The sequence below is a fragment of the Synechococcus sp. WC10meta genome, assembly GCF_047461475.1.
Genome location: NZ_JANSHF010000014.1, coordinates 1 through 21830, shown reverse-complemented (window position 1 = coordinate 21830; position 21830 = coordinate 1). Strand labels below are relative to the sequence as shown.

General features: G+C 59.4%; 16 protein-coding genes and 1 tRNA gene. 5 read left to right on the top strand and 12 right to left on the bottom strand.

The genetic code is table 11. The features are described 5' to 3' along the window. Positions 1-40: 40 nt before the first annotated feature. The 3 genes from NW804_RS08120 (at position 41) to NW804_RS08110 (ending at position 5244) form a co-directional block, all read left to right on the top strand. The gene (locus tag NW804_RS08120; protein WP_414423288.1) at positions 41-844 is read left to right on the top strand and encodes a sensor histidine kinase; all 804 of its coding nucleotides are present in this window, start codon (positions 41-43) and stop codon (positions 842-844) included. 46 nt (positions 845-890) lie between these two features. After that, positions 891-1631: a response regulator gene (locus tag NW804_RS08115; RefSeq protein WP_414423287.1), complete on the top strand. Its 741-nt coding sequence runs from the start codon at positions 891-893 to the stop codon at positions 1629-1631. 751 nt (positions 1632-2382) lie between these two features. Continuing rightward, a complete protein-coding gene (locus NW804_RS08110; protein WP_414423286.1) occupies positions 2383-5244 on the top strand; it encodes a glycosyltransferase in 2862 nt (953 codons plus the stop codon). Between the two features lie 7 nt (positions 5245-5251). Here NW804_RS08110 and NW804_RS08105 read toward each other — a convergent pair whose 3' ends face one another. The 7 genes from NW804_RS08105 to rnc all read right to left on the bottom strand — a co-directional run bounded on the left by NW804_RS08105 (position 5252) and on the right by rnc (position 13897). Then, complete coding sequence (locus NW804_RS08105) at positions 5252-5752, bottom strand: ribonuclease H family protein (RefSeq protein WP_414423285.1); 501 nt, start codon at positions 5750-5752, stop codon at positions 5252-5254. Between the two features lie 27 nt (positions 5753-5779). Next, positions 5780-6856 carry a phosphotransacetylase family protein gene (locus tag NW804_RS08100; RefSeq protein WP_414420167.1) on the bottom strand — a complete coding sequence of 359 codons (1077 nt, stop codon included), beginning with the start codon at positions 6854-6856 and terminating at the stop codon, positions 5780-5782. Positions 6857-7030: 174 nt separating this feature from the next. After that, a complete protein-coding gene (locus NW804_RS08095) occupies positions 7031-8464 on the bottom strand; it encodes a TrkH family potassium uptake protein (protein WP_414423284.1) in 1434 nt (477 codons plus the stop codon). Between the two features lie 13 nt (positions 8465-8477). Beyond that, complete coding sequence (locus tag NW804_RS08090; protein ID WP_414410719.1) at positions 8478-9185, bottom strand: potassium channel family protein; 708 nt, start codon at positions 9183-9185, stop codon at positions 8478-8480. Positions 9186-9212: 27 nt separating this feature from the next. After that, the gene (clpX, locus tag NW804_RS08085; protein WP_414410718.1) at positions 9213-10559 is read right to left on the bottom strand and encodes an ATP-dependent protease ATP-binding subunit ClpX; all 1347 of its coding nucleotides are present in this window, start codon (positions 10557-10559) and stop codon (positions 9213-9215) included. 514 nt (positions 10560-11073) lie between these two features. Continuing rightward, the gene (gene ligA / locus NW804_RS08080; RefSeq protein WP_414423283.1) at positions 11074-13107 is read right to left on the bottom strand and encodes an NAD-dependent DNA ligase LigA; all 2034 of its coding nucleotides are present in this window, start codon (positions 13105-13107) and stop codon (positions 11074-11076) included. A gap of 43 nt (positions 13108-13150) precedes the next feature. Further along, on the bottom strand, positions 13151-13897 hold the full coding sequence (gene rnc, locus NW804_RS08075; RefSeq protein WP_414423282.1) for a ribonuclease III: 747 nt from the start codon (positions 13895-13897) through the stop codon (positions 13151-13153). Between the two features lie 174 nt (positions 13898-14071). Between rnc and NW804_RS08070 the strand changes: the two genes are divergently transcribed. Next, complete coding sequence (locus tag NW804_RS08070; protein ID WP_414423281.1) at positions 14072-16627, top strand: DUF3536 domain-containing protein; 2556 nt, start codon at positions 14072-14074, stop codon at positions 16625-16627. A gap of 11 nt (positions 16628-16638) precedes the next feature. On the opposite strand, the gene NW804_RS08065 is transcribed toward NW804_RS08070, so the two are convergent. Next, positions 16639-16712 (bottom strand) — tRNA-Pro (locus NW804_RS08065). 108 nt (positions 16713-16820) lie between these two features. Here NW804_RS08065 and NW804_RS08060 point away from each other — a divergent pair. After that, positions 16821-17282: an HHL1-like protein gene (locus NW804_RS08060; protein ID WP_414423280.1), complete on the top strand. Its 462-nt coding sequence runs from the start codon at positions 16821-16823 to the stop codon at positions 17280-17282. A 69-nt stretch (positions 17283-17351) separates the two neighbouring features. Here the strand turns inward: NW804_RS08060 and NW804_RS08055 are convergent, their stop codons facing one another. From NW804_RS08055 to NW804_RS08040, 4 genes are all read right to left on the bottom strand, one after another. Beyond that, complete coding sequence (locus NW804_RS08055) at positions 17352-18983, bottom strand: alpha-D-glucose phosphate-specific phosphoglucomutase (RefSeq protein WP_414423279.1); 1632 nt, start codon at positions 18981-18983, stop codon at positions 17352-17354. 66 nt (positions 18984-19049) lie between these two features. Further along, positions 19050-20276, bottom strand: coding sequence for a type II secretion system F family protein (locus NW804_RS08050; protein WP_414423278.1), 1227 nt, complete (start codon positions 20274-20276; stop codon positions 19050-19052). Positions 20277-20433: 157 nt separating this feature from the next. Then, on the bottom strand, positions 20434-21576 hold the full coding sequence (locus NW804_RS08045) for a type IV pilus twitching motility protein PilT (RefSeq protein ID WP_414420161.1): 1143 nt from the start codon (positions 21574-21576) through the stop codon (positions 20434-20436). A gap of 59 nt (positions 21577-21635) precedes the next feature. Beyond that, positions 21636-21830 (bottom strand): hypothetical protein (locus NW804_RS08040; protein ID WP_414423277.1); only part of this gene is annotated, 195 nt, incomplete at its 5' end.

Genomic DNA, 21830 nt, shown 5'->3' with positions numbered 1-21830 from the left:
GGATCCCAGGCTCGAGGAGATAGGGCTAGGATCCATTTATGTGCCCCAGGAGAGCCGAGAGGGGGGATCCATGCCAGCAAGAAAAAAAGTTGCCCAGCCCCAGCCAGAGCCTGAGCCTGCCTACCAGGCCAGGGCTGCCAGCCCAGGGGAAAGGATCACGCTGCCTGTTCAGCAGCTTTCCACCCTCATCCACCAGATGCGCAACCCAATCACGACCTTGAACATGCTGGCCAAGCTGCTACAAAAGCACTTGCCCCCTGAAGATCGCAACCACTGGATTGGGCTCAGTATCGAAAAAGAGTGTAAGCGCCTGCAAGACTTGCTGGGCGAGTTCGAGCGCCTGGATGGAGTTCCAGGCCCCCTGCAGCTCCGACCCCTCGCCCTAACTGACTTGCTCCAGGAGTGGATCCCTCTCTACCAAGCCCTAGCAGAAACCCAGGGGCATCGCTTCCAAGCCGTTTTGCCCTCCTCGCTGCCCCCAGTTCAGGTGGATCCCCGGGCTCTGCGCCAGGTGTTGGACAACCTCATCGACAACGCCTGCAAATATACCCCTCCGCCAGGCACCATCCAGCTTAGGGTGGAGGTTAGGCCTGCAGGGGAAGAGGCCAACGAACCTGCTCAGCAGGAGGTGTGGATTGCCGTCTGTGACAGCGGCCCCGGCATCCATCCCGAAAACCTGGAGCGGATCTTCGATCCGTTTTTTCGCGCCGATCTCACCAAGCCCGGGCAGGGCCTGGGGTTGGCCATCAGCCGCGACTTGGCCACCCAAATGGGAGGAGATCTCCAGGTGGAAAGTTCCCCCCAAGGCTCCTGCTTCCGCCTCCGCTTGCCCCAAGCCTCCTAGAGGTTAAACCTCTGCAAAACCTTGAAAGCTAGCCAGGAGTTGTACAATGGCCCCTTCTGACCACGCCAAACCCGAAACCGCCACTGGCAAGTCGGCCCGCATCCTGCTGGTGGATGACGAGCCGGGCCTGCGGGAAGCGGTGCAAGCCTACCTCGAGGACAGCGGCTTCGAGGTGATCCCGGCTGCCAACGCCCAACAGGCTCTGCAACTGCTCAGCACGGCCCAGCCCCAGCTAATCATCTCTGACATCATGATGCCGGGCATGGATGGCTACCAATTTTTGGCGCAATTGCGAAAACTCGAGCCCTACAGCCATCTGCCGGTGGTATTCCTCACCGCCAAAGGGATGACCGCCGACCGCATCCAGGGCTACCGGGCCGGCGTCGATGCCTACTTGCCCAAGCCCTTCGATCCAGAAGAGCTGGTGGCCATTGTCTCCAATCTCATTGAGCGCTCCCGCGCGGCTAGCCCCTCGGAAGTGGTGGCCCGCGAGCTGGCCTCGATTCGCGCCCTGTTGTCGGAGCGTACCCTGGCTGCCGCTCCTCCTCCACAGCCCTCTGCCCCTACCCCCTTGCCTCCACCCATCAAGGTAGAGCTGACGCCACGAGAACAGCAGGTGTTGGAGAAGGTGGCGGAGGGGTTGATGAACAAGGAGATCGCTAAGCAACTGCAGACCAGCGTGCGCAATGTGGAAAAATACGTCACCCGCCTCTTGAACAAGACGGGCACCAGCAGCCGCACGGAGCTGGTGCGCTACGCCCTCACCTACGGCCTGATCCGGTTGTAGTCCGCTTCCATTACTTGCGCTCCCGCCTCCTGAACCAGCCGATCCCCAGCCCAGGCTTGCAGCTCCTTCGCCTCTTCCGGTTTGGTGGAAAAGGCCAGCGCCAGGGGCGCCGACGGAGGAACCAGCGCTGTCTCTGGCAGAACATCGTCAGGAAGCCTGAGCTGACAGGATCCCAGAAGCCAAGAGCTTCCAACCACAATCAAGAGAGGGGGAGAGTTTGGGGACGAAACTGGAGACGAAGCTGAGGCTGCGTGATAGCTACTTAGGCAGCTAGTGGTTGTAGCCAATCGCAGCACTTGGGCAGAGGCCCACGAAGCCAAGTTCTTAAGTAGAAGTTGCGCCTAGCACCATCTTCCCTTTAGCCTTAGCAAACCGAAGCGCATGGAATACTTGCCCCGTGCGCTACCGACGAGATTGGAATAGTGAGTATCCGAAGAGGTAGTTCTACCTTCCCTAGGAGTCCTCCCTTTTCCAAAAGTTGAAACCCTTGCTATGCTTGGGCAGAGTCACTTTCTCCGCCTGTAGGGAAGAGCACTAGAGGTTACTAGCTGTGACACAAGCCAAGAACTTCGAGCAGTTAGGAGCTTTATTTTGGCAAGGATCTTACTCTGACTTTTTTGCCCAAGCTGAGCAAGAAGGTATCCCTTCAATTCTCCTGGAGACCATTGCTCTATCCATTGCCCCTGAGTTTGCGGAAAGGTATGGGGGTGGATCTCCGGAAGGATTGCTGTGGCCACAGGCAAGGCGATTTTTGCAGGTTCTTTCGATTGTCTATCAGCCTGTTGCAGAACGCATGCGGCAGGAAGCCTTGAAGCTGCCTGCACGCGACTACCAGCGACTCCAGCTCCTGGGACACAGCCTTGACTACTTCGCCAAAGCTGGGGAAGAGGATTCTGTGTGGCTGGTGTTAAAACAAATCCTAGCAGATTGGCCACCGGATACTTTTGTCAACTCTCTTTACAATCCTCAAATAGGAGAGGAGGTGGCGCGCCTGTGGCTATTCCAGATTACTCGATACCTTTATGACCTCTTTCAAGATGAACCTGATGCCTTTTCATCTCAAGTTAGTTCCCTCTATCATTTCTACCATCGAGAAGCTGCTGTCGCCTATAGTCATTGGGTCGGTCAACAACGAAAAAATGACTCTGCTCAGCCAGAGTGGTACATCCCACCAGAGATTCGACTGGATGAACCTTTCGGGACGGCTCTTGCAGAAATCTGCAGGGATTCTTCTCTGCAAGTGGTAGTCGAGATAGGAGCAAGTAGTGGCGAGGGATCTACGGCTGTTTTGCGATATGCCCTTCCCAAATCTGCTCGTATTTACAGCATAGAAGCTCATCCTGAGCGCTACAGGGAGCTGGCTAAGAGGGTAAGCGAGGATCCCCGCTGCATTCCCATTCACGCTGCTGCCCAGCCTAGGATTGCTACAGTGGAGGAGGTGGAAGAATGGTTGGAATCTGGCTCTAGCATTTGGGCTCCCTATGGTCGAGAGCAGGCTTTACAGTGGCGTCGGGGGGATGAAGACTTACTCAAGTCTGTTCCCACAGATGGGGCAAGCCAAGTTCCCAATCCCGATCTTCTTCTCATCGACGGTGGCGAGTTTACAGGCTGGTACGACCTGCAAGCTTTTTTAGAGCGGGGTGCTCGTCCCAAGTATATTGCCTTGAATGATATCCTTGCTTTCAAGAACAACCGCTCTTTCAGGGAGCTTCCTAGCTGTGGCTACCGACTCATTCGCTGGGGAAATGCCCGCAACGGCTTTGCCATCTTTAAGGATATTAAAGCTACCCTTCCTATTCATTTCTTCACCATTGTATTGGATGGACAACCCTACATTGAGCGCCACTACTCTGTCCTCTGTCAGTTGGATAGGTTAGGGATCCCCTGGCAATGGGTGGTAGTTGAGGGCGTTGCTGCCTTGCGGCATGACACAGGGTGGAGTTTGGCCAACGGTGGCCGGATCCCTGAGGAGTATGCTCAAGGGCACAGCTTAGATGGCACAGTTGAATACTTGAGAGACTTGGCGGCCAAGGATACCCGTGTTCGGCTGGTTCAGAAGCCTGATGGCCAGTTTTGGGATGGCAAAATCGAAATGGTCAGGGCAGCTCAGCCTGATTATCCCTGCTTGCTGTGGCAGTTGGATGCTGATGAGATTTGGACAGCTGAACAAATCCGACGGGTGCATCGACGATTTGAAGCAGACCCCAGTTTAGAGGCAGCTCAGTTCTACTGTCGCTACTTTGTGGGCCCCAATCTTGTGTTGGACAACAAAGGCAAGTGGGGCAACAACCCTCAGATGGAGTGGTGGCGAGTTTGGAGGTGGGATCCCACCGAGTGTGAGTGGCAAACTCACGAGCCGCCCGTATTAACCCGAAATGGACAGGTTCCTAAGAAGGTTTTGACTGCAGACCAAACAGAAGCAGAGGGCTTGGTGTTTGACCGCTACGCCTATGCGTTGCGAAAACAGGTGGAGTTTAAGGAGTCCTACTACGGCTATCAAGGAGCCGTAAAAGCCTGGGAAGAGCTGCAAAAAGCGGAAAAGCCCTGCTCGCTGCAGCCCTTTTTCCCCTGGGCGTACGGGGATCCCTTAGTGGTAGAGGTGCGGGAGCGCCTTCACCTGTTTGTGGACGGAGTGTTCTTCCAATTTGCCCAAAGTGGTATTGCTACGGTTTGGCGCAACCTACTGCGGGAATTGCCCTGCTTTGGGATTCGCGTTACTTTCTACGATCGGGGCGGCATAGGAGAGCTACCCCAAGGTGTAGAGAGAATGCAGGGACATCCCTTTAGCTACGCCTACTGGGATGATCCTGAGTTGCGGCAAGCCTTTGCTTGGTCGGGGGCGGACGTTTTTATGAGCACTTACTATACCTATCTAGCTCCTGACGTTCCTCAGGTGCTCCTGCTGCATGACATGATCCCTGAAGTGCTGGGTTGGGATCTCTCAGATCCCATGTGGCGCCAAAAGCACGCCGCCCTTGAAGTAGCCACTCGCATCATAGCGGTTAGCCAAAACACAGCCCGTGACCTCCTTCGCCTAACTGGGAAAGAGGCGGTGGTAGCTCACCCCGGAGTTGACACCAGTGTGTTCAAGCCGGATCCCTCGGCTACCCCCAAACACTGGCTACTCATTCAATGCTCGCAAGGAACCTACAAACGACACGAGTTGTTCTTCGAGGCTTATCAGCAGTGGTCTTACAAGCCCTTTCCTGTCCTTTGCACCTATGGGTCGTTTGTTCCAGAGACCTACCGGCAAGCTGCAGCTCCTCAGCCTGTCTTCAGCGCTCGCCTAGATCTACAGGGCATGGTTCATGCCTACCAGAATGCTGTAGCTCTGGTTTACCCAAGTGCCTATGAAGGATTTGGGCTACCGGTATTGGAGGCCATGGCCTGTGGAACCCCTGTCATCATCTATCCCAACTCTGCCTTGGTGGAAGCGGGAGGAGATGCTGCGTTCTACGTAGAAGATTCCCTGGCAGATACGATGGTTCAGGTCTTGGATCCGAAGCTGCGCGCTGAAAAAATCAGCAAAGGCTTGGAGTGGGTCAAGTCTTTTACCTGGGAGCGCATGGCCAGAACGGTTCAGGAAGTCTTGCACTCTGCCGTGAGGCGATGAATTAGAATTACTTGGGTCGGGCGCGGGCGACCAGCTTATCCACATACTCGTTCCAGCGCAGACCCCGATGGGCTGGGATCCAGACCACCCGCACCTGAGGGCACTCCTGCTTGAGTTGATATAACTCCTCAACCAGATCCAAGTTTTCCACTGGCCCTGTGCGCCGCCGCCATCCCTGGGCTGCCCAGCGCTCCATCCAATCGTTATAAGTCTGCACGCAAAGGTGGGAGTCGCTGTAGATGGTCTCTACCGCGTTGCCCAGCGTATCCCGGCAGTATTGCAAGGCCCGAATGAGGCCGGTCAATTCCATGCGGTTGTTGGTGCTGGCGGGATCCCCTCCCCAAAACTCTTCCACAACCTGGTTGTCTCGAACCACCACTACCGCCCATCCCCCTGGTCCTGGGTTGGGAGAACAGCCCCCATCGGTAAAGATGCCGCTGTGGGGACATGCAACTAGCTGAGGAGGCTGAGCTACTGAGGTCTTGCCTGGCTGGGAGCTCTTAGCCATAAGTGGAAAAGCGCAGAGACAGCTTTTCTAGGCGCCCGACACCGACGCTAAGGGTTGTGTCAAGCCCAAACGAGCGTAAAGGCGAGAAAAGTCAAAGTTTGCTGACATGAGTTCCTGGATACAGCGGACTTTCACCTCCTCGTGCAGGGGGATTTGGCCGAAAAGCCGTTCGATGCGGTTAATGGTAGTGAAGGTATCCAGATCTACCGAGAGGATCGGCACTTCCAACTCCTCTGCCCGCGAGCGAACGCGGGGATCAAGAGGTAGCTTGCCGGTCAAGATCAGGCAGAGGGTGGAAGTCTCCAGGGCAGCCAGTTGAATGTCGGTGCGATCGCCGCCGGTGATGACTGCCTTGTGTTCCAGGTTGCGGAAATATTTCAGGGCAGCGTTGACGTTCATCGCTCCCACGGCGATGTTTTCCACCATCAAATCCATCCGGTCCGGACAGCAGAGCACCTCCGCTTCCAGTTGCCGCACCAGCTTGCCGACGCTGACGCTGCGCAAAATGCGATGGGAGGGCAAAATGCCCAGAACCGGGATCCCTCGCGCTTCCAGAAAAGGTCGGACGACGACCTGGGCTGGCCCCATTTGGTCGGGCGGCACATCGTTGAGCAACACGCCGCACAGGTGGGATCCCAGTTGGCGGTGGGCAAAGAGAAGAGCATCGACCGCCGAAGGGGAACGGTAGCGGCTGACCAGCAGCACTGGGGCATTCAGAGCTTGGGCCATCTTGGCCAAGGAGAGGCCGAACACCTCTCCCTCGTAGAGATCGGCTGGGCCCTCTAGCAGAACCAAATCCGCAGGGGATGCCTTGACAAACTCCAGCAGAGAGGCAACCGAGCGAGCTGAATCCGGAGGAGACTGCCGCAGGTGAGCCAGCCAAGCTGCTTCGTCAAGCTGAAGGAGCATGGGGGGCATCTGGCTCAGCCGCAGGGTTTCTGCTATAAAGCGCACATCCGGATCCATTCCTCTGTCGCCTGTTCCGAGCGGCTTCCCATAGGCAACTTTCGCCCCCTGCTGCTGCAGATGCTTAGCCAAACCCAAGATGGCTGATGACTTGCCGCTGCAAGGCTCCGTCGAGCCGATAAGGAGGAACTTAGACACGCAGAGCTCTCGAGAGGTCAGGGACACCAAGGGTGTAGCTGAAGCCACTTGTTTTGTTACTCAGTCTAACGGAGACGGCTTGGGGAAAAGCCTGCTTCAGGGCTGCTTCCCATCCCAACTACAAGCTAAGACGCCTCCTCTTCCTTCAAGTTCCCCAGGGCCGAGAGCAAGAGGTTAGCCAATTAAGATCGCCTCTTCGGGGTAGGTCACCAGCGGACGGGGCTGCTGTTGGGCCAGAGCCAAGACAATGGTCAGCGCCCCCAGCCGGCCCCAGAACATCACCAAGACGATGAGCAGTTGGCCGAAGAGGTTGAGCTCCCCCGTGAACCCCGTCGAGAGGCCACAGGTAGCAAAAGCAGAAATAACCTCGAAGAGCACCGGCTCCAGCCTGCTGTTGTGGTGGGTAATTAAGATCAGCCAAGTTGCCAATAGCACCACGAACAGGGAGACCGTCAACACCGCTGCTGCCTTGCGCACCATCGAGGGATCCAAACTGCGCCCGGCAATCTGAGCGCTGGGCAAGCCGCGGGCGTAGCCCCACAAGGCCAGCACCAACACCGCTAAGGTGCCAGTGGTGGTGCCGCCTCCCATCGAGGCCGGTGCCGCGCCGATAAACATCAGCGTCATCAGCAGCAACTGGCTTGCTGGTGTCAAATCCTCAATCGGGATCCCGGCAAACCCAGCAGTGCGGGCCGAAACCGACTGAAAAAACGCCAGGCCCAGGCGGTGAGGCCAGCTTAGCTCGCGCAGGGAGCCGCCAGGCAAACTCTCGGCCAAAAACATCCCCAAGCCGCCTGTGCAGAGCAGAACCACCACCACAACCAGAGTGATGCGGGTGTGCAAAGAGGGGCGGTGGCCCCGCGGCCAGGTCAACAAATCCGACAAAACCGGGATGCCCAGGCCGCCGATAAAAATGAGAGAGCCCAAGATCGCCAGCGACAGTCCATCGGTGGGGATCCCCTCTTGCCCAAATAGGTCAAACCCAGCATTGCAAAAAGCAGAGACGGCGTGAAAAATTGCCAGAAAAACCGCCCGACCCGGGCCATAGAGATCCCGCCAGTGCACCCAGAGCAGCAAGGCCCCCCCCAGCTCAATGAGGGTAACCCCGATCAGCACCCGCCGCGTCAATTCCAGGATTGCCCCCGGATCGATCAGGCCCAGGGAGTTGCAGAGGGCCAGGCGATTGAGCAGGGAAATGCGCCGCCCAAGCAGTTGAAACACCACCACCGCCACCACCATGAAGCCTACCCCGCCAATTTGGATGAGGAGCAGCAGCAGGATCTGGCCTAGGAAAGTGAGATCCTCTGCCGCCACAATCGTCGAGAGCCCCGTCACGCTCAGGGCCGATGTGGCCGTAAACAGGGCCTCATTCCAGCTCAAGGGATCCCCCCGGCCGATCCCCGGCAGCTTAAGCAGCAAAGTCCCCACCACCACCAACAGGCCCAGTCCGACCACCAACCGTGATGGCGGTGGCAGCGGGCGACGCCTGTCTCCAAAAAAGAGCCGCTGTAAGGGGTTGGCCAGCAGCCGAGACTGAGAAGAAAAGCGGGGGGAACTCCAGCGCTCAGCCCCCTCCGGTTGCAACGGCGGGACGCGGCCCTCTCTCATCGAACCTTTACCCCTACATCTCATTCAGCCGCGAGATGTTGGTGTTGGCCCCCAGCACCACCAGCAGATCTCCCTTCTCCAGAACATAGTCTGCTGGCGGCGAGACCACCAGCGATTGTTTTCGCTTCACGACTAGAACCGTGATGCCAAAGCGGCGGCGCAAGTCCGACTCCGCCAGCGTATGACCCACCAGGGCCTCCGGCACCTCCAGCTCAGTAATGCTGTAGCCGGGCTCCAGCTCCAGTTGATCCAGGATCCCTGGTGCTGTTAGCACCTGCGCCAAGCGCCGCCCTGCCTCCTGCTCCGGCAGCACCACCCGATCTGCCCCTACTCGCAAGAGAATCGAGCGCTGCCGCTCCGTGGAAGCCTTGCAGATAACATTACGTACCCCCAGACTCTTGAGGGCTACCGTCGTCAGCAAATTGCTCTCGAAATCGCTACCAATGGCCACCACCACCGTGTCAAAGGAGGGAATATCCACCGCCCGCAGGGCGTCTTCATCGGTGGAATCGAGCGCCACCACCTGCGTCAGCTGGTCCGCCAGGCGCTGCACGATCTCGCGGCTGCGGTCAATCCCCAAAACGTTATGCCCTCGCTCCATCAGCGTGAGGGCCAAACTTGTGCCAAAGCGCCCCAGCCCAATTACCGCATACTCTCGCTCTGCCCGCCCCATCCACCCCCTGAGCCTTTCTGCCAAAACCAGACATCGATCATAAGCCATGCAGCCGGGCTCGGCAGAGCTGTCATCTTAGGCAGACTCCGGCTTGGGCAAGGTGGAGGGGTGAGGGATCAACTCGCCCGTAGAGCGACGCTCCACCATCTCGGCGGTAATACGCACGTGCTTGATGTCGCGCCGCGAGGGAACCTCGTACATCACATCCAGCATCAGCTCTTCCACAATCGCCCGCAGCGCCCGTGCCCCGGTTTTGCGGCGGTAGGCCTCCTTGGCAATGGCAGAAATGGCAGCTGGCTCAAACTCCAGCTCCACTCCGTCCATGCGCAACAGCTTCTGGGCCTGCTTGAGGATGGCATTTTTAGGCTGCGTCAAGATGGCCTCGAGGGCCTTCTCGTCCAGGGGATCCAGCGTAGCCACCACTGGCAGCCGCCCGATGAACTCCGGGATCATGCCGTACTTGATCAAATCCTCCGGCTCCAGCGCCTTGAGAGCATCGGCTAGGCGTTGCTCGCGAGTAACCGCTGCCTGATCCCCTGGCTTGATGAACCCCACCGATCTTTTGCCAATGCGCTGCTCGATGATCTTCTCTAGGCCGACAAAGGCCCCTCCACAGATGAAGAGAATGTTGGAGGTATCCACTTGAATGCAATCTTGGTAGGGGTGCTTGCGACCTCCCTGCGGAGGCACGTTGGCAATCGTCCCCTCAAGCATCTTCAGCAGGGCCTGCTGGACACCTTCCCCGGAAACGTCGCGAGTAATGGAGGGGTTTTCGCTCTTGCGGGCAATCTTGTCGATTTCATCGATGTAGACAATGCCGCGCTGGGCTTGCTCCACATCCATGTCGGCCACCTGCAGCAGGCGCAGTAGGATGTTTTCCACATCCTCCCCCACATAGCCAGCTTCTGTAAGGGTTGTGGCATCGGCAACGGCAAAAGGCACATCCAGCAGGCGGGCCAGGGTCTCAGCCAGGAGGGTCTTGCCAGATCCAGTAGGACCAATGAGAAGGATATTGGACTTTTGCAGCTCCACCTCCTCCAGCTCTGCCAACCCAGCGCTGCCAGGATTGGCTTTGGCAGCTAGCCGCTTGTAGTGGTTGTAGACTGCTACCGATAAGATCTTCTTGGCCTTTTCCTGGCCAATCACGTACTGGTCGAGATAGCGCACAATCTCCCGCGGCTTAGGCAACTGAGCCAAAGAAGGCAAGCCGCGCGGGGGCTTTTTAGGAGCTTCCCGCCGTCTGGCAGCAGGAGCTGAGGCTGGCGAGCTGTTGCCGTTGTAGAGCTCCTCCTCCAGAATTTCGTTGCATAGCTCCACACATTCATCGCAGATGTAGACCCCTGGCCCTGCAATCAGCTTGCGTACCTGATCCTGAGACTTGTTGCAGAAGGAACACCGCAATTGGGAGTCATGCTTGGCCATGGGATCCTCGTCGCTGTTGGCTGTTGAAGTAGGTACCCGAAAAAGTGGCTTGCCTTCCCTCGCCGCAGGGTGAGATGAGTTGGCTAGAAAGGCAAATAACCTGGTGAGCCAAGTATTCCTAGTCTAACACTTCCATTGCCAGGGATCCCTTCTGGCGCTGCCTGGCTTGAGCTTACCTTAGAGGGGGAAAAGCCCATAGGAAAACCGCTCGACTTGACGCCGAGCGGCGGATGGTGTGAGGAGTGAACGGAAACATGCGTCTCCGCTACTTCTATGATAGGAGAACATCGCCGGCTGCTGCCAAGGGGACTGGCGGGGAAGAAGAGGGCTCTGCACTGTTCCTGAGCAAGGCCAAGGCAGGTCTTGACACGTGTCTATTGCATCCAAAAGGGGAAGGGACTTTCCTTGTTTCGTCCGCTTCCCCTTCCGGCGTTCACTCCTCACAGAGTTGAATATAAACCATCTCCAAGGCCAGGACAAGCTGGGCCGCCTAAATTTTTCCCTGAGGCTCCACTTAAGAATGGGGATTGCCAGGATCCAAAGCCAACAGCTCCGCTTCGCTCAGCAGGGGGATCCCCAATTCTTGAGCCTTTTTGAGCTTGGAGCCAGGGTCTGAACCCACCACCACGTAGTCTGTTTGGCGGCTAACACTGGCGGTTACCTTGCCGCCGCGGCTTTCAATCCAAGCCTTGGCCTCCTGGCGAGACAGGGTAGGCAGGGTGCCGGTAATCACAAACTTCTTCCCAGCCAGCACCTGAGCAGCCGCAGGGGCCTTTTGCTGAGGCAGGGCAGGGATCCCTAACTCGCGCAGCTCCTGCAGGAGCTGCTGGTGGGCTGGATCGGCAAACCAGGACACCACTGCCTCGGCAATTTCTCTTCCTATCCCGTAGATTTGGGCGATGTTCTCGATGCTGGCCTGGGCCAAGAGTTCAGGGGTGGGGAAGTGCTGGGCCAAAGTTTGGGCAGTTACCACTCCCACATGGGGGATCCCCAAGCCGTAGAGCACACGCTCCCAGGGCTGTTGGCGGGAGCGCTGGATGGCTTGTACCAGCTTCTGGCTGGAGCGGGATCCCATCCCCTCCAAGCTTTCCAACTGTTCCGGGGTGAGGCGGTAGAGATCGCTTACGGTGCGCACTCCTAGCTTTTCCACCAACTGGGCTACCCGCTTTTCCCCTAAGCCTTCGATATCCAGAGCGTCGCGGCTGGCCCAGTGCTGCAGTTGACCCCTGATCTGGGCGGGACAGTCGGGATTAGGGCAGCGGGTTATCGCCTCGCCAGCAGGGCGAACCAAAGGGGTGCCGCACTCGGGACAGTGGCTGGGCAGGCGATAGCGAACGGCATCGGGGGGGCGCAGCTCCTTGAGGATCCCCACCACCTCAGGGATGATCTCGCCTGCCTTGCGCACGATGGCGGTGTCGCCAATGTGGACATCCAGCTCCTCGAGGCGATTGGCGTTGTGCAGGCTGGCACGGCTGACGGTGGTGCCGGCTAGCAGCACCGGCTCCAGCTCCGCCACTGGTGTAACGGCCCCAGTGCGGCCAACGCTGGCCACGATAGCGCGGATGCGGGTGGGGACTTCCTGGGCAGGGTATTTGAGGGCAATGGCCCAGCGGGGGAATTTTTGCGTAAAGCCGGCCTCCTCTTGCAGCCGCAGGGAGTTGAGTTTAACCACCACCCCATCGCAGGCATAGGGAAGCTGGGCCTGCCGCCACCGCTCGTAGAACTGGGCCACCTCTTGGAGGTTCCGACAGACCTGGGAAAGAGGATTGACAGGCAATCCCAGTTCTTTCAGCCGCTGCAGACACTCCCACTGGGTTTGGGGAGGATCCCCGGCAGGCCACCCCTCCGGCCAGTGGAGAGCATAGGCAAAGAAGCTAAGCTTGCGGGCGGCAACCACGCGGCTATCCAATTGGCGCAAGGTGCCGGCGGCGCAGTTGCGCGGGTTGGCAAAGGGAGGATCCCCAGCGGAGCAGCGCTCGCGGTTGATGCGCTCGAACTCGGCAAGGGGAAGATAGGCCTCTCCTCGCACCTCCAGGACTGGCGGGGGATTGGCGGTTGCCAAGCGCAGGGGAATGGAAGGGATGGCACGGACATTGGGGGTGATGTCTTCGCCCACTTGGCCATCGCCGCGGGTGGCCCCCCGCTGGAGCAGCCCATCCACGTAGGTCAGCGCCAGGGCCGCGCCATCGATTTTCAGCTCGCACACGTACTCCAGCTCCCCTTCTTCAGGAGTCCGCCCCAGCAGCCGCAGCAGGCGCTCCTGCCATCCTTTAAGCTCTTCCAGGTTGAAGGCATTTTCCAAGCTGTAGAGGGGAACGCGGTGGGAAACCGTAGGAAACTGCTCAGCGGGTTTTTCCCCTACCCGCTGGGTGGGGCTGTCGGGGGTAATCAGCTCGGGATGGGCCTGCTCTAGCTCCTGCAGCTCGCGGTAGAGGCGGTCGTAAACGCTGTCTTCCAGGATGGGGGCATTGTGGACGTAGTAGGCGATGCTGGCTTTTTGCAGCAGGGCGCGCAGCTCACGGGCGCGTTCTTCCAGTTTGGGATCCATACCGTCGTATCCAGCTAGCCCCTAGGGGAGCACTACGCTTGTTCTAGCAGCCTTGGGGAGGCGTATCTGCCAATTTTTGCTCCTGCAGGTATTGGTAGGCTTGGGCGGCAGCGGCGATTTCCGCCGCCTTTTTAGAGCGCCCCTCGCCACGGCCCCAGCATTGGCCTTGGCCCCAAACTTCCATGGTGAAACGGGGCGGGTGCTCCTGGGCAGCCACGAGGCGGTACTCTGGCAAAATGCCCCACCAGCGCTGGGTTAGCTCCTGCAGCGCAGCCTTGGGGTTGCGACGAGTGGGATCCTGGAACCACTGCTCCACCCGTTGGCGAAAGTGGGGATCCAGCCAGGGGTGCAGCCGGGACAGGGTGTGGATGCCCCAGCTTAGGTACAGGGATCCCAGCAGGGCCTCAAAAGCATCCGCCAAGCGTCGTGCCCGACCCGCCAAGTCGTTTTGGCAGCTAGATCCCAGCTCGAGGTAACGCTCCAGGCCATGCAGATCCGCCAGTTCCGCTAGGTGAGCATCGCTGATGAGATCGGAGCGAATTGCTGTTAATTCTCCTACTGACAGGTGAGGATAGGACTGGAACAAGAACTCAGTGGCCAAAATCCGTAGGACGGAATCCCCCAGAAACTCCAGCCGGTCGTTGTTGCGCTGGCCATCCCGGGAAGGGTGAATCAAAGCCTGATCCAGTAAGTCCCAGCGCAATTGCTCCAGCCAGGTGGGATCTTTGAACCCTAGGCGAGCTAGCAATTGCTCCAGCAAGCGACGACGGGGCAAGATGAGTTCAACCATACCGCTCAAACCAGACTTGCAGCCCCTTGACGGAGGAGGGCAGGAAGGCAAAACCGCCCTTAACCCCCTAGGCGCTGAGTTTCTGTCCAAATCATACATAGTCGCTGCTGGGGATCGCGGTAACGTGGGGATAGGAGCCTAGAGGCTCCAAGGGCAAGCAAAGAGTGCGGTCTCATGCTGCCGAGTGGCTCCAAAAACCCCGCCCAGCCAGCGGCCCAGTCTGGGCAAGAAGTTGAGTCTCCAGGCCCGCGGACCACAGCTCCCTACGTGGTGTTGCATGGCCATTTCTACCAGCCACCGCGCGAGGATCCCTGGCTGAACCGCATTGAGCGCCAGCCCAGCGCCCACCCCTTCCACGACTGGAACGAGCGCATTCTGGCGGAGTGCTATCGGCCCAACGCCTTTGCCCGCATCCTTGATGAGCAAGGGCAGGTGGTGCGCATTGTCAATAACTATGAGTTCATGAGTTTTAACTTCGGCCCCACCCTCCTTGCCTGGCTGGAGGAGCACGACGTTGAGGTCTACCAGCGCATCCTGGCTGCCGACCGTCTCAGCGCCGAGCGACTGGAGGGAAAGGGCAATGCCATTGCCCAGGTCTACAACCACGTCATCCTGCCCCTAGCCAGTGAGCGGGACAAGTACACGCAGATCCGCTGGGGAATCGCCGATTTCCAGCATCGCTTTGGCCGCTTCCCCGAAGGCATGTGGCTGGCGGAAACCGCTATCGATGCAGCAACGGTTAAGGCCTTGGTCGACTGCGGGATCCGCTTTGTCATCCTAGCCCCCAGCCAGGCGCAGCGCATTCGCCCTTTGGGGCAAACGGAATGGATCGATGTCAGCCAGGGCCAGATCGATCCCAGCCGGCCCTATCGCTGCTTTACCCCCGACCGAGGCGGCTACCTAGATGTTTTTTTCTTTGACGGCCCCATCTCCCGCGACCTTGGCTTTGGCGATATTGCCTACAGCACCCAGGCGCTGGCGGAGCGGCTCCAGTTGGCCATTCGCCCCGACCGAGAAGTCCAACTCATCAACTGTGCCACGGATGGCGAGACCTTTGGCCACCACAAACGCGGAACCGAGCGTACCCTGGCCTATGCCTTCTGCGAGGAGTTTCCCCGCCGAGGCTGGCAAGTGGGCAACTACGCCCATTTCCTCAGCCACCACCCTCCCACCTGGGAGGTGCAACTAAAGCCAGTTACTGCCTGGAGCTGTGCCCATGGGGTGGGGCGGTGGTCACGGGACTGTGGCTGTGGGGCAGTGCCTGGCTGGCACCAACGCTGGCGGCAACCGCTGCGGGAGGCCCTCAACTGGCTGCGGGATCAGTTGGCCGAGATCTACGAGACGGAGGCTAAGGCCTACCTGCGGGATCCCTGGCTGGCTCGGGATCGCTACATCGAGGTGATCCTGGATCGGGAGCGCAGGGAGGCATTTTTGCAGGAGCACCAAAGCCACCGCCTCACTGCCGAAGACCGGGTGCAGGTGCTGCGCCTGTTGGAGATGCAGCGCTACAGCCAACTGATGTTCACCAGTTGCGGCTGGTTCTTTGAAGAACTCGCTCGCCCTGAGGGGGTGCAAATCCTGCGCTATGCGGCGCGGGCCATTGAGTTGGCAGCGGCTGCCACCAAGGTGGATCTGGAGGAGGAGTTTCTGCTTCGCTTAAGCAAGGCCCCCAGCAACCTCGAACTCTACAAAGACGGCCGAGGAGTTTACCAAGCTTTGGTGCGCCCCCGCCGGGTTAGCCCGCAGCGGCTCGTGGCCCAGCACGCCATGCTTTCCCTGGTCAACGGCGTACCTCGCTCCTCTGGGTATGTGCTGGAGCCGGTGGATCAGGAGCGCCTAGCTATAGGAGGATCCACGCTACTGGTGGGGAGGGTGAAGCTCTCTTTTCCCACCACCTCTGAAGAGCACGACCTCACCTACGCTCTACTCCACCTGGGCGGCTGGGACTTTCAATGTGGCGTCAAGCCGTTTCCAGGGCAGCGCGGCTACGAGCAGTTGAAAGCCAGTCTGCTGTCTAGCTCCCGCAGCCGCATCCAGCTCGTCCTAACCCTGCAAGAGCTGCTGGGACCGGAAACCTTCGACCTCAACGCCCTAACGGAGGAAGACCGGCAGCAGATGTTGCGCTGGCTTACCCAGGACACGTTGGAGCGCTTGGCCCAGCTCTATCGCCAAACCTACCTGGAGAATTACGGGGTTTTGATGGCTTTTCGGGCCGATGGCCTGCCGATCCCGGAAGAGCTGTTGGCCGCCGCCCAGATTACCCTCAACCAGCGCCTATTGAGCAGCTTACGGGCCATGGAAATAGAAGAGGGCAAGCGGGATCACCTGCTGGAGTTGCGAGCAATTGCCCGCGAGGCAGAGCAGTTGGGGTGTCAGTTGCGGCAGGAAGAGGCAGCCCGGGTCTTGGATCGGCTCTTGCAGCGGGGGATGTGGCAGCTGGCCCAGGCAGCCGACTCGGAAACCCTCAGCGAGCAGCTCCACAACTTGGAAGAGTGGCTGCAACTGGCTGCCGATCTGGGCCTGCCCATCCGCTTGGATCGCCTCCAAGAGCTCTACCTACTGGGATTGGAGCGCCGGCGTTCAGAACTACTCCGCAGCAGCCTAGAGCGTGCCCCTGGCCGGATCCCTGCCGAAACCCTACGCCGCTTGCTTCAGCTGGGACAACAGCTTCGCATTAATGTCGGTGCCTGGCTACAGCAGCTACCGCCCCCGGCCGCTACCGAGGGCTAGCCCAGCTCCCATCGGGATGACAGGATTCGAACCTGCGGCCCCTTCGTCCCGAACGAAGTGCGCTACCAAGCTGCGCTACATCCCGTGATCCAACTTACAGCGCAACAATTCTAGCACGCTGACTAGCCAAGCACGATCCTCGCCGAGCCAATCTGCGCTAAGCTGCAAGAGCCCACCTTTCCGTAGGCGAGGTATGCCTCAGCCCAAGGGTTTTAGCCCCTCGCAGCCCGAAAAACAGGCAGCAAAGACCAAAGCCGCCAAGCGCAAGGAAGCAGCCAAACGCTACGACGAGCTGAAAGCCAAAGGAATGCCGGAGTTTGCCATTTTTGCCCGGCGCCGCCAGGCTGAGCCCGGCAAACCCAACCCTTGGCTGCCTGTGGGATCCCTGGCGGTCAGTCGCTCCAGCGCCATCCACCAGGCCATCTTCCAAAACGAGGAAGAGCTTAAAAAAGCAGCCGTCCGCCTCTTTCCCCGTCTTGGCAAAGTTAAAGACGAGCTGGAATTTGGCTTTCGCCTCAAAGACAAAGAGTTTCAGGACGAACCTATTCAGGTGGCAGTCCGACCCCAGCCTTCGCCCTTTCGGCTTTGGATGGACAAGGTGCGCAGGTGGCTGGGCCTGGGCAAAAGAGCTACCCAAACCTCCAAGAAAGGCTAGGTGTGGCAAATGTGCTCCCTGTCGCAGGAAGGGCTGGGGGAGCAAAAGAAGCACAGCCCTTGGGGAGAGCTAGGTGACGACGTCCGGCTGCTGCCGACCAGTGCGGGCGCGGATTTGGGCAAAGTGATCCGCTAGCTGGATCAGCTCAGCCAGGGCCGCCTGGGGATCCAAACCCTGCCGCCTGGGATCTGGCTCAAACCGCTCCAAGTACACCCGCAGGGTGGCGCCGTGGGTGCCGGTGCCAGAGAGGCGATAGACGATGCGCGAGCCATCCTCAAAGCCGATGCGGATCCCTTGGTGGCGGCTGGTGCTGCCGTCTACGGGATCGGTGTAGCTGAAGTCATCGGCATAGGCCACCGTCTGCGCGCCAAAGCGCTGTCCCACCCAGCCGGACACAGAGCGCCGCAAGTGCTCCATCAGCTCCTCGGCCACCTCCACCGGCAGCCCCTCGTAGTCGTGGCGGGAGTAGAAGTTGCGTCCGTAGGTGCGCCAGTGCTCTTCCACAATCTGCCGCACCGACTGCCGCCGCACGGCGAGGATGTTGAGCCAAAAGAGAACAGCCCAGAGGCCATCTTTTTCGCGGATGTGGTTGGAGCCGGTGCCGAAGCTCTCCTCGCCGCAGAGGGTGACTTTGCCGGCATCCAGGAGGTTGCCGAAAAATTTCCAGCCCGTAGGGGTTTCGTAGCAAGGGATCCCCAGCTTGGCCGCCACTCGGTCTGCCGCCTGGCTGGTGGGCATGGAGCGGGCGATCCCGGCCAGCCCCTCCCGGTAGCCGGGCACCCAGTGGGCGTTGGCAGCCAACACTGCCAGGCTATCGCTAGGAGTTACGTAGAACTGGCGGCCCAGGATCATGTTGCGATCCCCATCCCCGTCGGAGGCAGCGCCGAAATCCGGCCCATCCTCCCGAAACAGCAGCTCCACCAGGGCGCGGGCATGCACCAGGTTGGGATCCGGGTGGAGGCCGCCAAAATCCGGCAGCGGCTGGCCGTTAAGGACACTGCCCTGGGGCGCTCCTAGAGCTTTCTCCAGAATGGCGTGGGCATAGGGGCCAGTGACGGCGTGCATGGCGTCGAAGGCGATGCGAACCCCAGAAGCCAGGTAGTCGCGGATGGCGTCAAAATCGAATAGGCGCTGCATTAGATCCAGATAGTCGGCCACAGGGTCGATAACGCAGACCGTCAGGGATCCCAGCCGTTGCTCCCCCAGGCGATCCAGATCTACGTCCGGGGCCTCTAGGATGCGGTACTCGCGGATCCGCTGGGTGCGGGCGTAGATGGCCTCGGTCACCTTCTCCGGGGCGGGGCCGCCGTTGCCGATGTTGTACTTGATGCCAAAGTCTCCTTGCGGACCGCCGGGGTTGTGGCTGGCTGAGAGGATGATGCCGCCGTAAGCTCCGTATTTGCGGATGAGGCAGGAGACCGCTGGCGTGGAGAGGATCCCCCCTTGACCTACCAACACCCGCCCAATGCCATTGGCTGCCGCCATCTTGAGCAGGATCTGGATAGCCTCTCGGTTGTAGTAGCGGCCATCTCCCCCAACCACCAAGGTTTGGCCGGCAGATCCCTCGAGGACGTCAAAGATGGATTGGACAAAGTTCTCCAGGTAGTGGGGCTGCTGGAACACCTGTACCGGCTTGCGCAGGCCGGAAGTGCCAGGTCTTTGGTCAGGGAAGGGGGCAGTGGTGACCGTGCGGACGCTCATACCCTAGGCTGGCGAAACTATCCCGTTCCTCGAGGCAGAACTTGGCCAGAGCGGTACCTGAACCTGCTACTTCACTAGCTCGAAGATGTTGAACATGGGCAGGTACATGGCCACAATGATGCAGCCCACCATACCACCCAAGATCACAATCATCAAAGGCTCAAGCAAGCTGGTCAGGGCGCGCACTGCCTCCTCCACTTCCAGCTCGTAGAAGTCGGCTGTCTTCATCAGCATGGCATCCAGCTCCCCCGTCTCCTCGCCGACGCTGATCATCTGAATGGCCATCAGGGGAAACACCTTGGCCTTAGCTAGGGCAGGGGCGATCTGCCCCCCCTCCGAGATGGATTGGCGAGCGGCGTCGATGGCGTTGGCCACCACCTGGTTGCCTGAGGTGTCCCGCACAATTTCCAAGGCAGTCAGCACCGGCACGCCAGAGCGGGTGAGAGCGCCAAAGGTGCGGCAGAATCGGGCCACCGCCGATTTCTGGACCAGATCTCCAAAGAGCGGCAGTTTCAGGGCCAGCGCGTCGATGGTCTCCTTGCCAGCCGGGGTGCGGTAGAAGCGGCGAAAGGCAAAAAAGACCATTACCAGAAAGCCCACCAGACCCAAGCTGTACTGGGGTGTGCGTAGGAACTTGCTGACGTTGATGAAAAACTGAGTAAAGCCAGGCAGCTCCCCCCCCAAGTCGTTGTAGATGCTCTCAAAAGTGGGCAAGATGAAGAGCACCATGCCCAAGAAGATCAAGATGGCCAAGATGGTTACCACCACTGGGTAGGTCATGGCCGACTTGATCTGCTTCTGCAGGCGATCCATGTCCTCCAGCAGCTTGGCCAGGCGGTTGAGCACCTCATCGAGCACGCCGCCCACTTCCCCTGCCTGCACCATGCTGCAGTAGAGGCTGTCGAAAGCATCTGGATAGGGGCGGATGGAGTCGGAGAGGTTTTTCCCTGCCTCCACCTCTGCACGGATGGCCCTCAGGTATTTTTTGAGCTTGGGGTTGCCAGTCTGCTCCTCCATGATGGTGAGAGAGCGAACCATCGACACGCCGGCGTTGATGAGAGCAGCAAATTGCCGGGAGAACACCGCCTTGTCGCGAATGTCGATGGACCGCAGCATCGAGAAACCGAAAGACGTATCCAGGGAGAAAAAGGGCTTCTCCTCCTGAATGTCCTCCGGTTTGGCGAAAATCCCCTCGCGGCGCAGCCGTGCGCGAGCCTCGGTCAAGTTGTTGGCCACCACCGTCAGGCGTACCGGCTGACCGGCCTTTAACCCCCGAACCTTGTAGCGCGGCATGGCTTACCCCTGCTTGGATGCTTGCTAAAACTCCGGAGTGGGATCCCTTGGCTCAGTCTTGCAACCTCAGCCAAACCGCCACTCTCCCCCAGCTAGAGCTTAGCTACAGATGAGGCCGGCGGCCAGAGGTTGGCGGGGAACTTCCAGGCAGGGATCTCTAGCGACGGACAGCAGCCGCTGCTGGCCGCTGCTGTTGAACTGCCGCGGCTGGGGAAGGCCCGACGACGTTGCCCAAAAGCCGCTGCAACTCCTCAGGACGAGAGGTCTTGGACATGGCCGTCTCGAAGTCAATCTTGCCCTGCAGGTAGAGGTTGGCCAGATCCTGCTCCAGGGTTTTCATGCCCTGCTTGCCGCCCGTCTGGATGGCCGAGTAGATCTGGGCCGTCTTGCCCTCCCGAATGAGGTTGGCGATGGCTGGGGTGACCACCATGATCTCCTGCACCAGCACCCGGCCTGGCTCCCCTGGCTTGGGGTTGAGGCGGCGGGCCAAAGTTTGCGAGAAGACAGCCTTGAGAGAGTTAGAAAGCTGCACGCGAATCTGCTGCTGTTGCTCTGGCGGGAACACGTCCACCAGGCGATCCACCGTCTGGGCAGCCGAGCTGGTGTGCACCGTGGCAAAGCAGAGGTGTCCGGTTTCGGCGGCGGTGATGGCCAACTGGATGGTCTCCAGATCCCGCATCTCCCCAATCAAAATCACATCCGGATCTTCCCGCATCGCCGCCCGCAGGGCATTGGCAAAGCTCTTGGTGTCTTCGCCCAACTGCCGCTGGTGGATGATGCTGCGGATGGGGGTGTAGATATACTCAATGGGATCCTCAATGGTGAGGATGTGCTCAGCTCGCTCGCGGTTGATGAAGTCAATGATAGCGGCCAAAGTGGTGGATTTGCCGGATCCCGTTGGCCCGGTTACCAGCACCAGGCCCCGCGGCAGTCGCGCAACTTCCTTGCAGATGTCGGGCAAGCCCAGCTTGTCGATGCTGGGGATTTCCGAGGCCAGAGCTCGCATAGCACAGGCATAGCTGCCCCGTTCGCGATAGACGTTGACCCGGAAGCGCCCGATCCCGCGCACGCCGTAGGAGCAGTCCAACTCCCAGTTCTGCTCCAATTGTTTGCGCTGGGTGTTGTTCAACATGCTGAAAATGAGCCGCTGCACCTCCTCAGGCGTGAGGGGATCATACTCTGTTGGCTGGAGTTCGCCATTGATGCGGAAGTAGGGAGGCAAGCCGGCTGAGATGTGGATATCGGAACCGCCCCTCCGGATAATTTCTTCCATCAGGTCTTCGATCATCAGTTGTTTCATAGGACTTCCCTCTCCAATCAATGGCGTGAGTTGCTCTGTTGAAGCTAACAAGAGTCAAACTAAAACTTCGGCGTCAAGCAGTACGGACAATCCATCCACTCCACCCGCAGGGCAGCACCGCAGTTGCGGCAGGTGCTGAGGGCCTTGGCGCGAGCCTTCAGCTCGGTTTCCAAGCCTTTGTCGGTGAGGACAACTCGATCCACCTCCTCTAGCGTGGTTAGCCCCTGCTTCACCAGCATCAGGCTATAGGCCAA

Excerpts from the sequence above, each read along its gene's own strand:
- NW804_RS08090 (WP_414410719.1), bottom strand. The coding sequence starts at position 9,185 with ATGGCTTATGATCGATGTCTGGTTTTGGCAGAAAGGCTCAGGGGGTGG.
- NW804_RS08070 (WP_414423281.1), top strand. The coding sequence starts at position 14,072 with ATGCTGCCGAGTGGCTCCAAAAACCCCGCCCAGCCAGCGGCCCAGTCT.
- NW804_RS08045 (WP_414420161.1), bottom strand. The coding sequence starts at position 21,576 with ATGAAACAACTGATGATCGAAGACCTGATGGAAGAAATTATCCGGAGG.
- rnc (WP_414423282.1), bottom strand. The coding sequence starts at position 13,897 with ATGGTTGAACTCATCTTGCCCCGTCGTCGCTTGCTGGAGCAATTGCTA.
- NW804_RS08115 (WP_414423287.1), top strand. The coding sequence starts at position 891 with ATGGCCCCTTCTGACCACGCCAAACCCGAAACCGCCACTGGCAAGTCG.
- NW804_RS08055 (WP_414423279.1), bottom strand. The coding sequence starts at position 18,983 with ATGAGCGTCCGCACGGTCACCACTGCCCCCTTCCCTGACCAAAGACCT.
- NW804_RS08060 (WP_414423280.1), top strand. The coding sequence starts at position 16,821 with ATGCCTCAGCCCAAGGGTTTTAGCCCCTCGCAGCCCGAAAAACAGGCA.
- ligA (WP_414423283.1), bottom strand. The coding sequence starts at position 13,107 with ATGGATCCCAAACTGGAAGAACGCGCCCGTGAGCTGCGCGCCCTGCTG.
- NW804_RS08105 (WP_414423285.1), bottom strand. The coding sequence starts at position 5,752 with ATGGCTAAGAGCTCCCAGCCAGGCAAGACCTCAGTAGCTCAGCCTCCT.
- NW804_RS08050 (WP_414423278.1), bottom strand. The coding sequence starts at position 20,276 with ATGCCGCGCTACAAGGTTCGGGGGTTAAAGGCCGGTCAGCCGGTACGC.
- clpX (WP_414410718.1), bottom strand. The coding sequence starts at position 10,559 with ATGGCCAAGCATGACTCCCAATTGCGGTGTTCCTTCTGCAACAAGTCT.
- NW804_RS08095 (WP_414423284.1), bottom strand. The coding sequence starts at position 8,464 with ATGAGAGAGGGCCGCGTCCCGCCGTTGCAACCGGAGGGGGCTGAGCGC.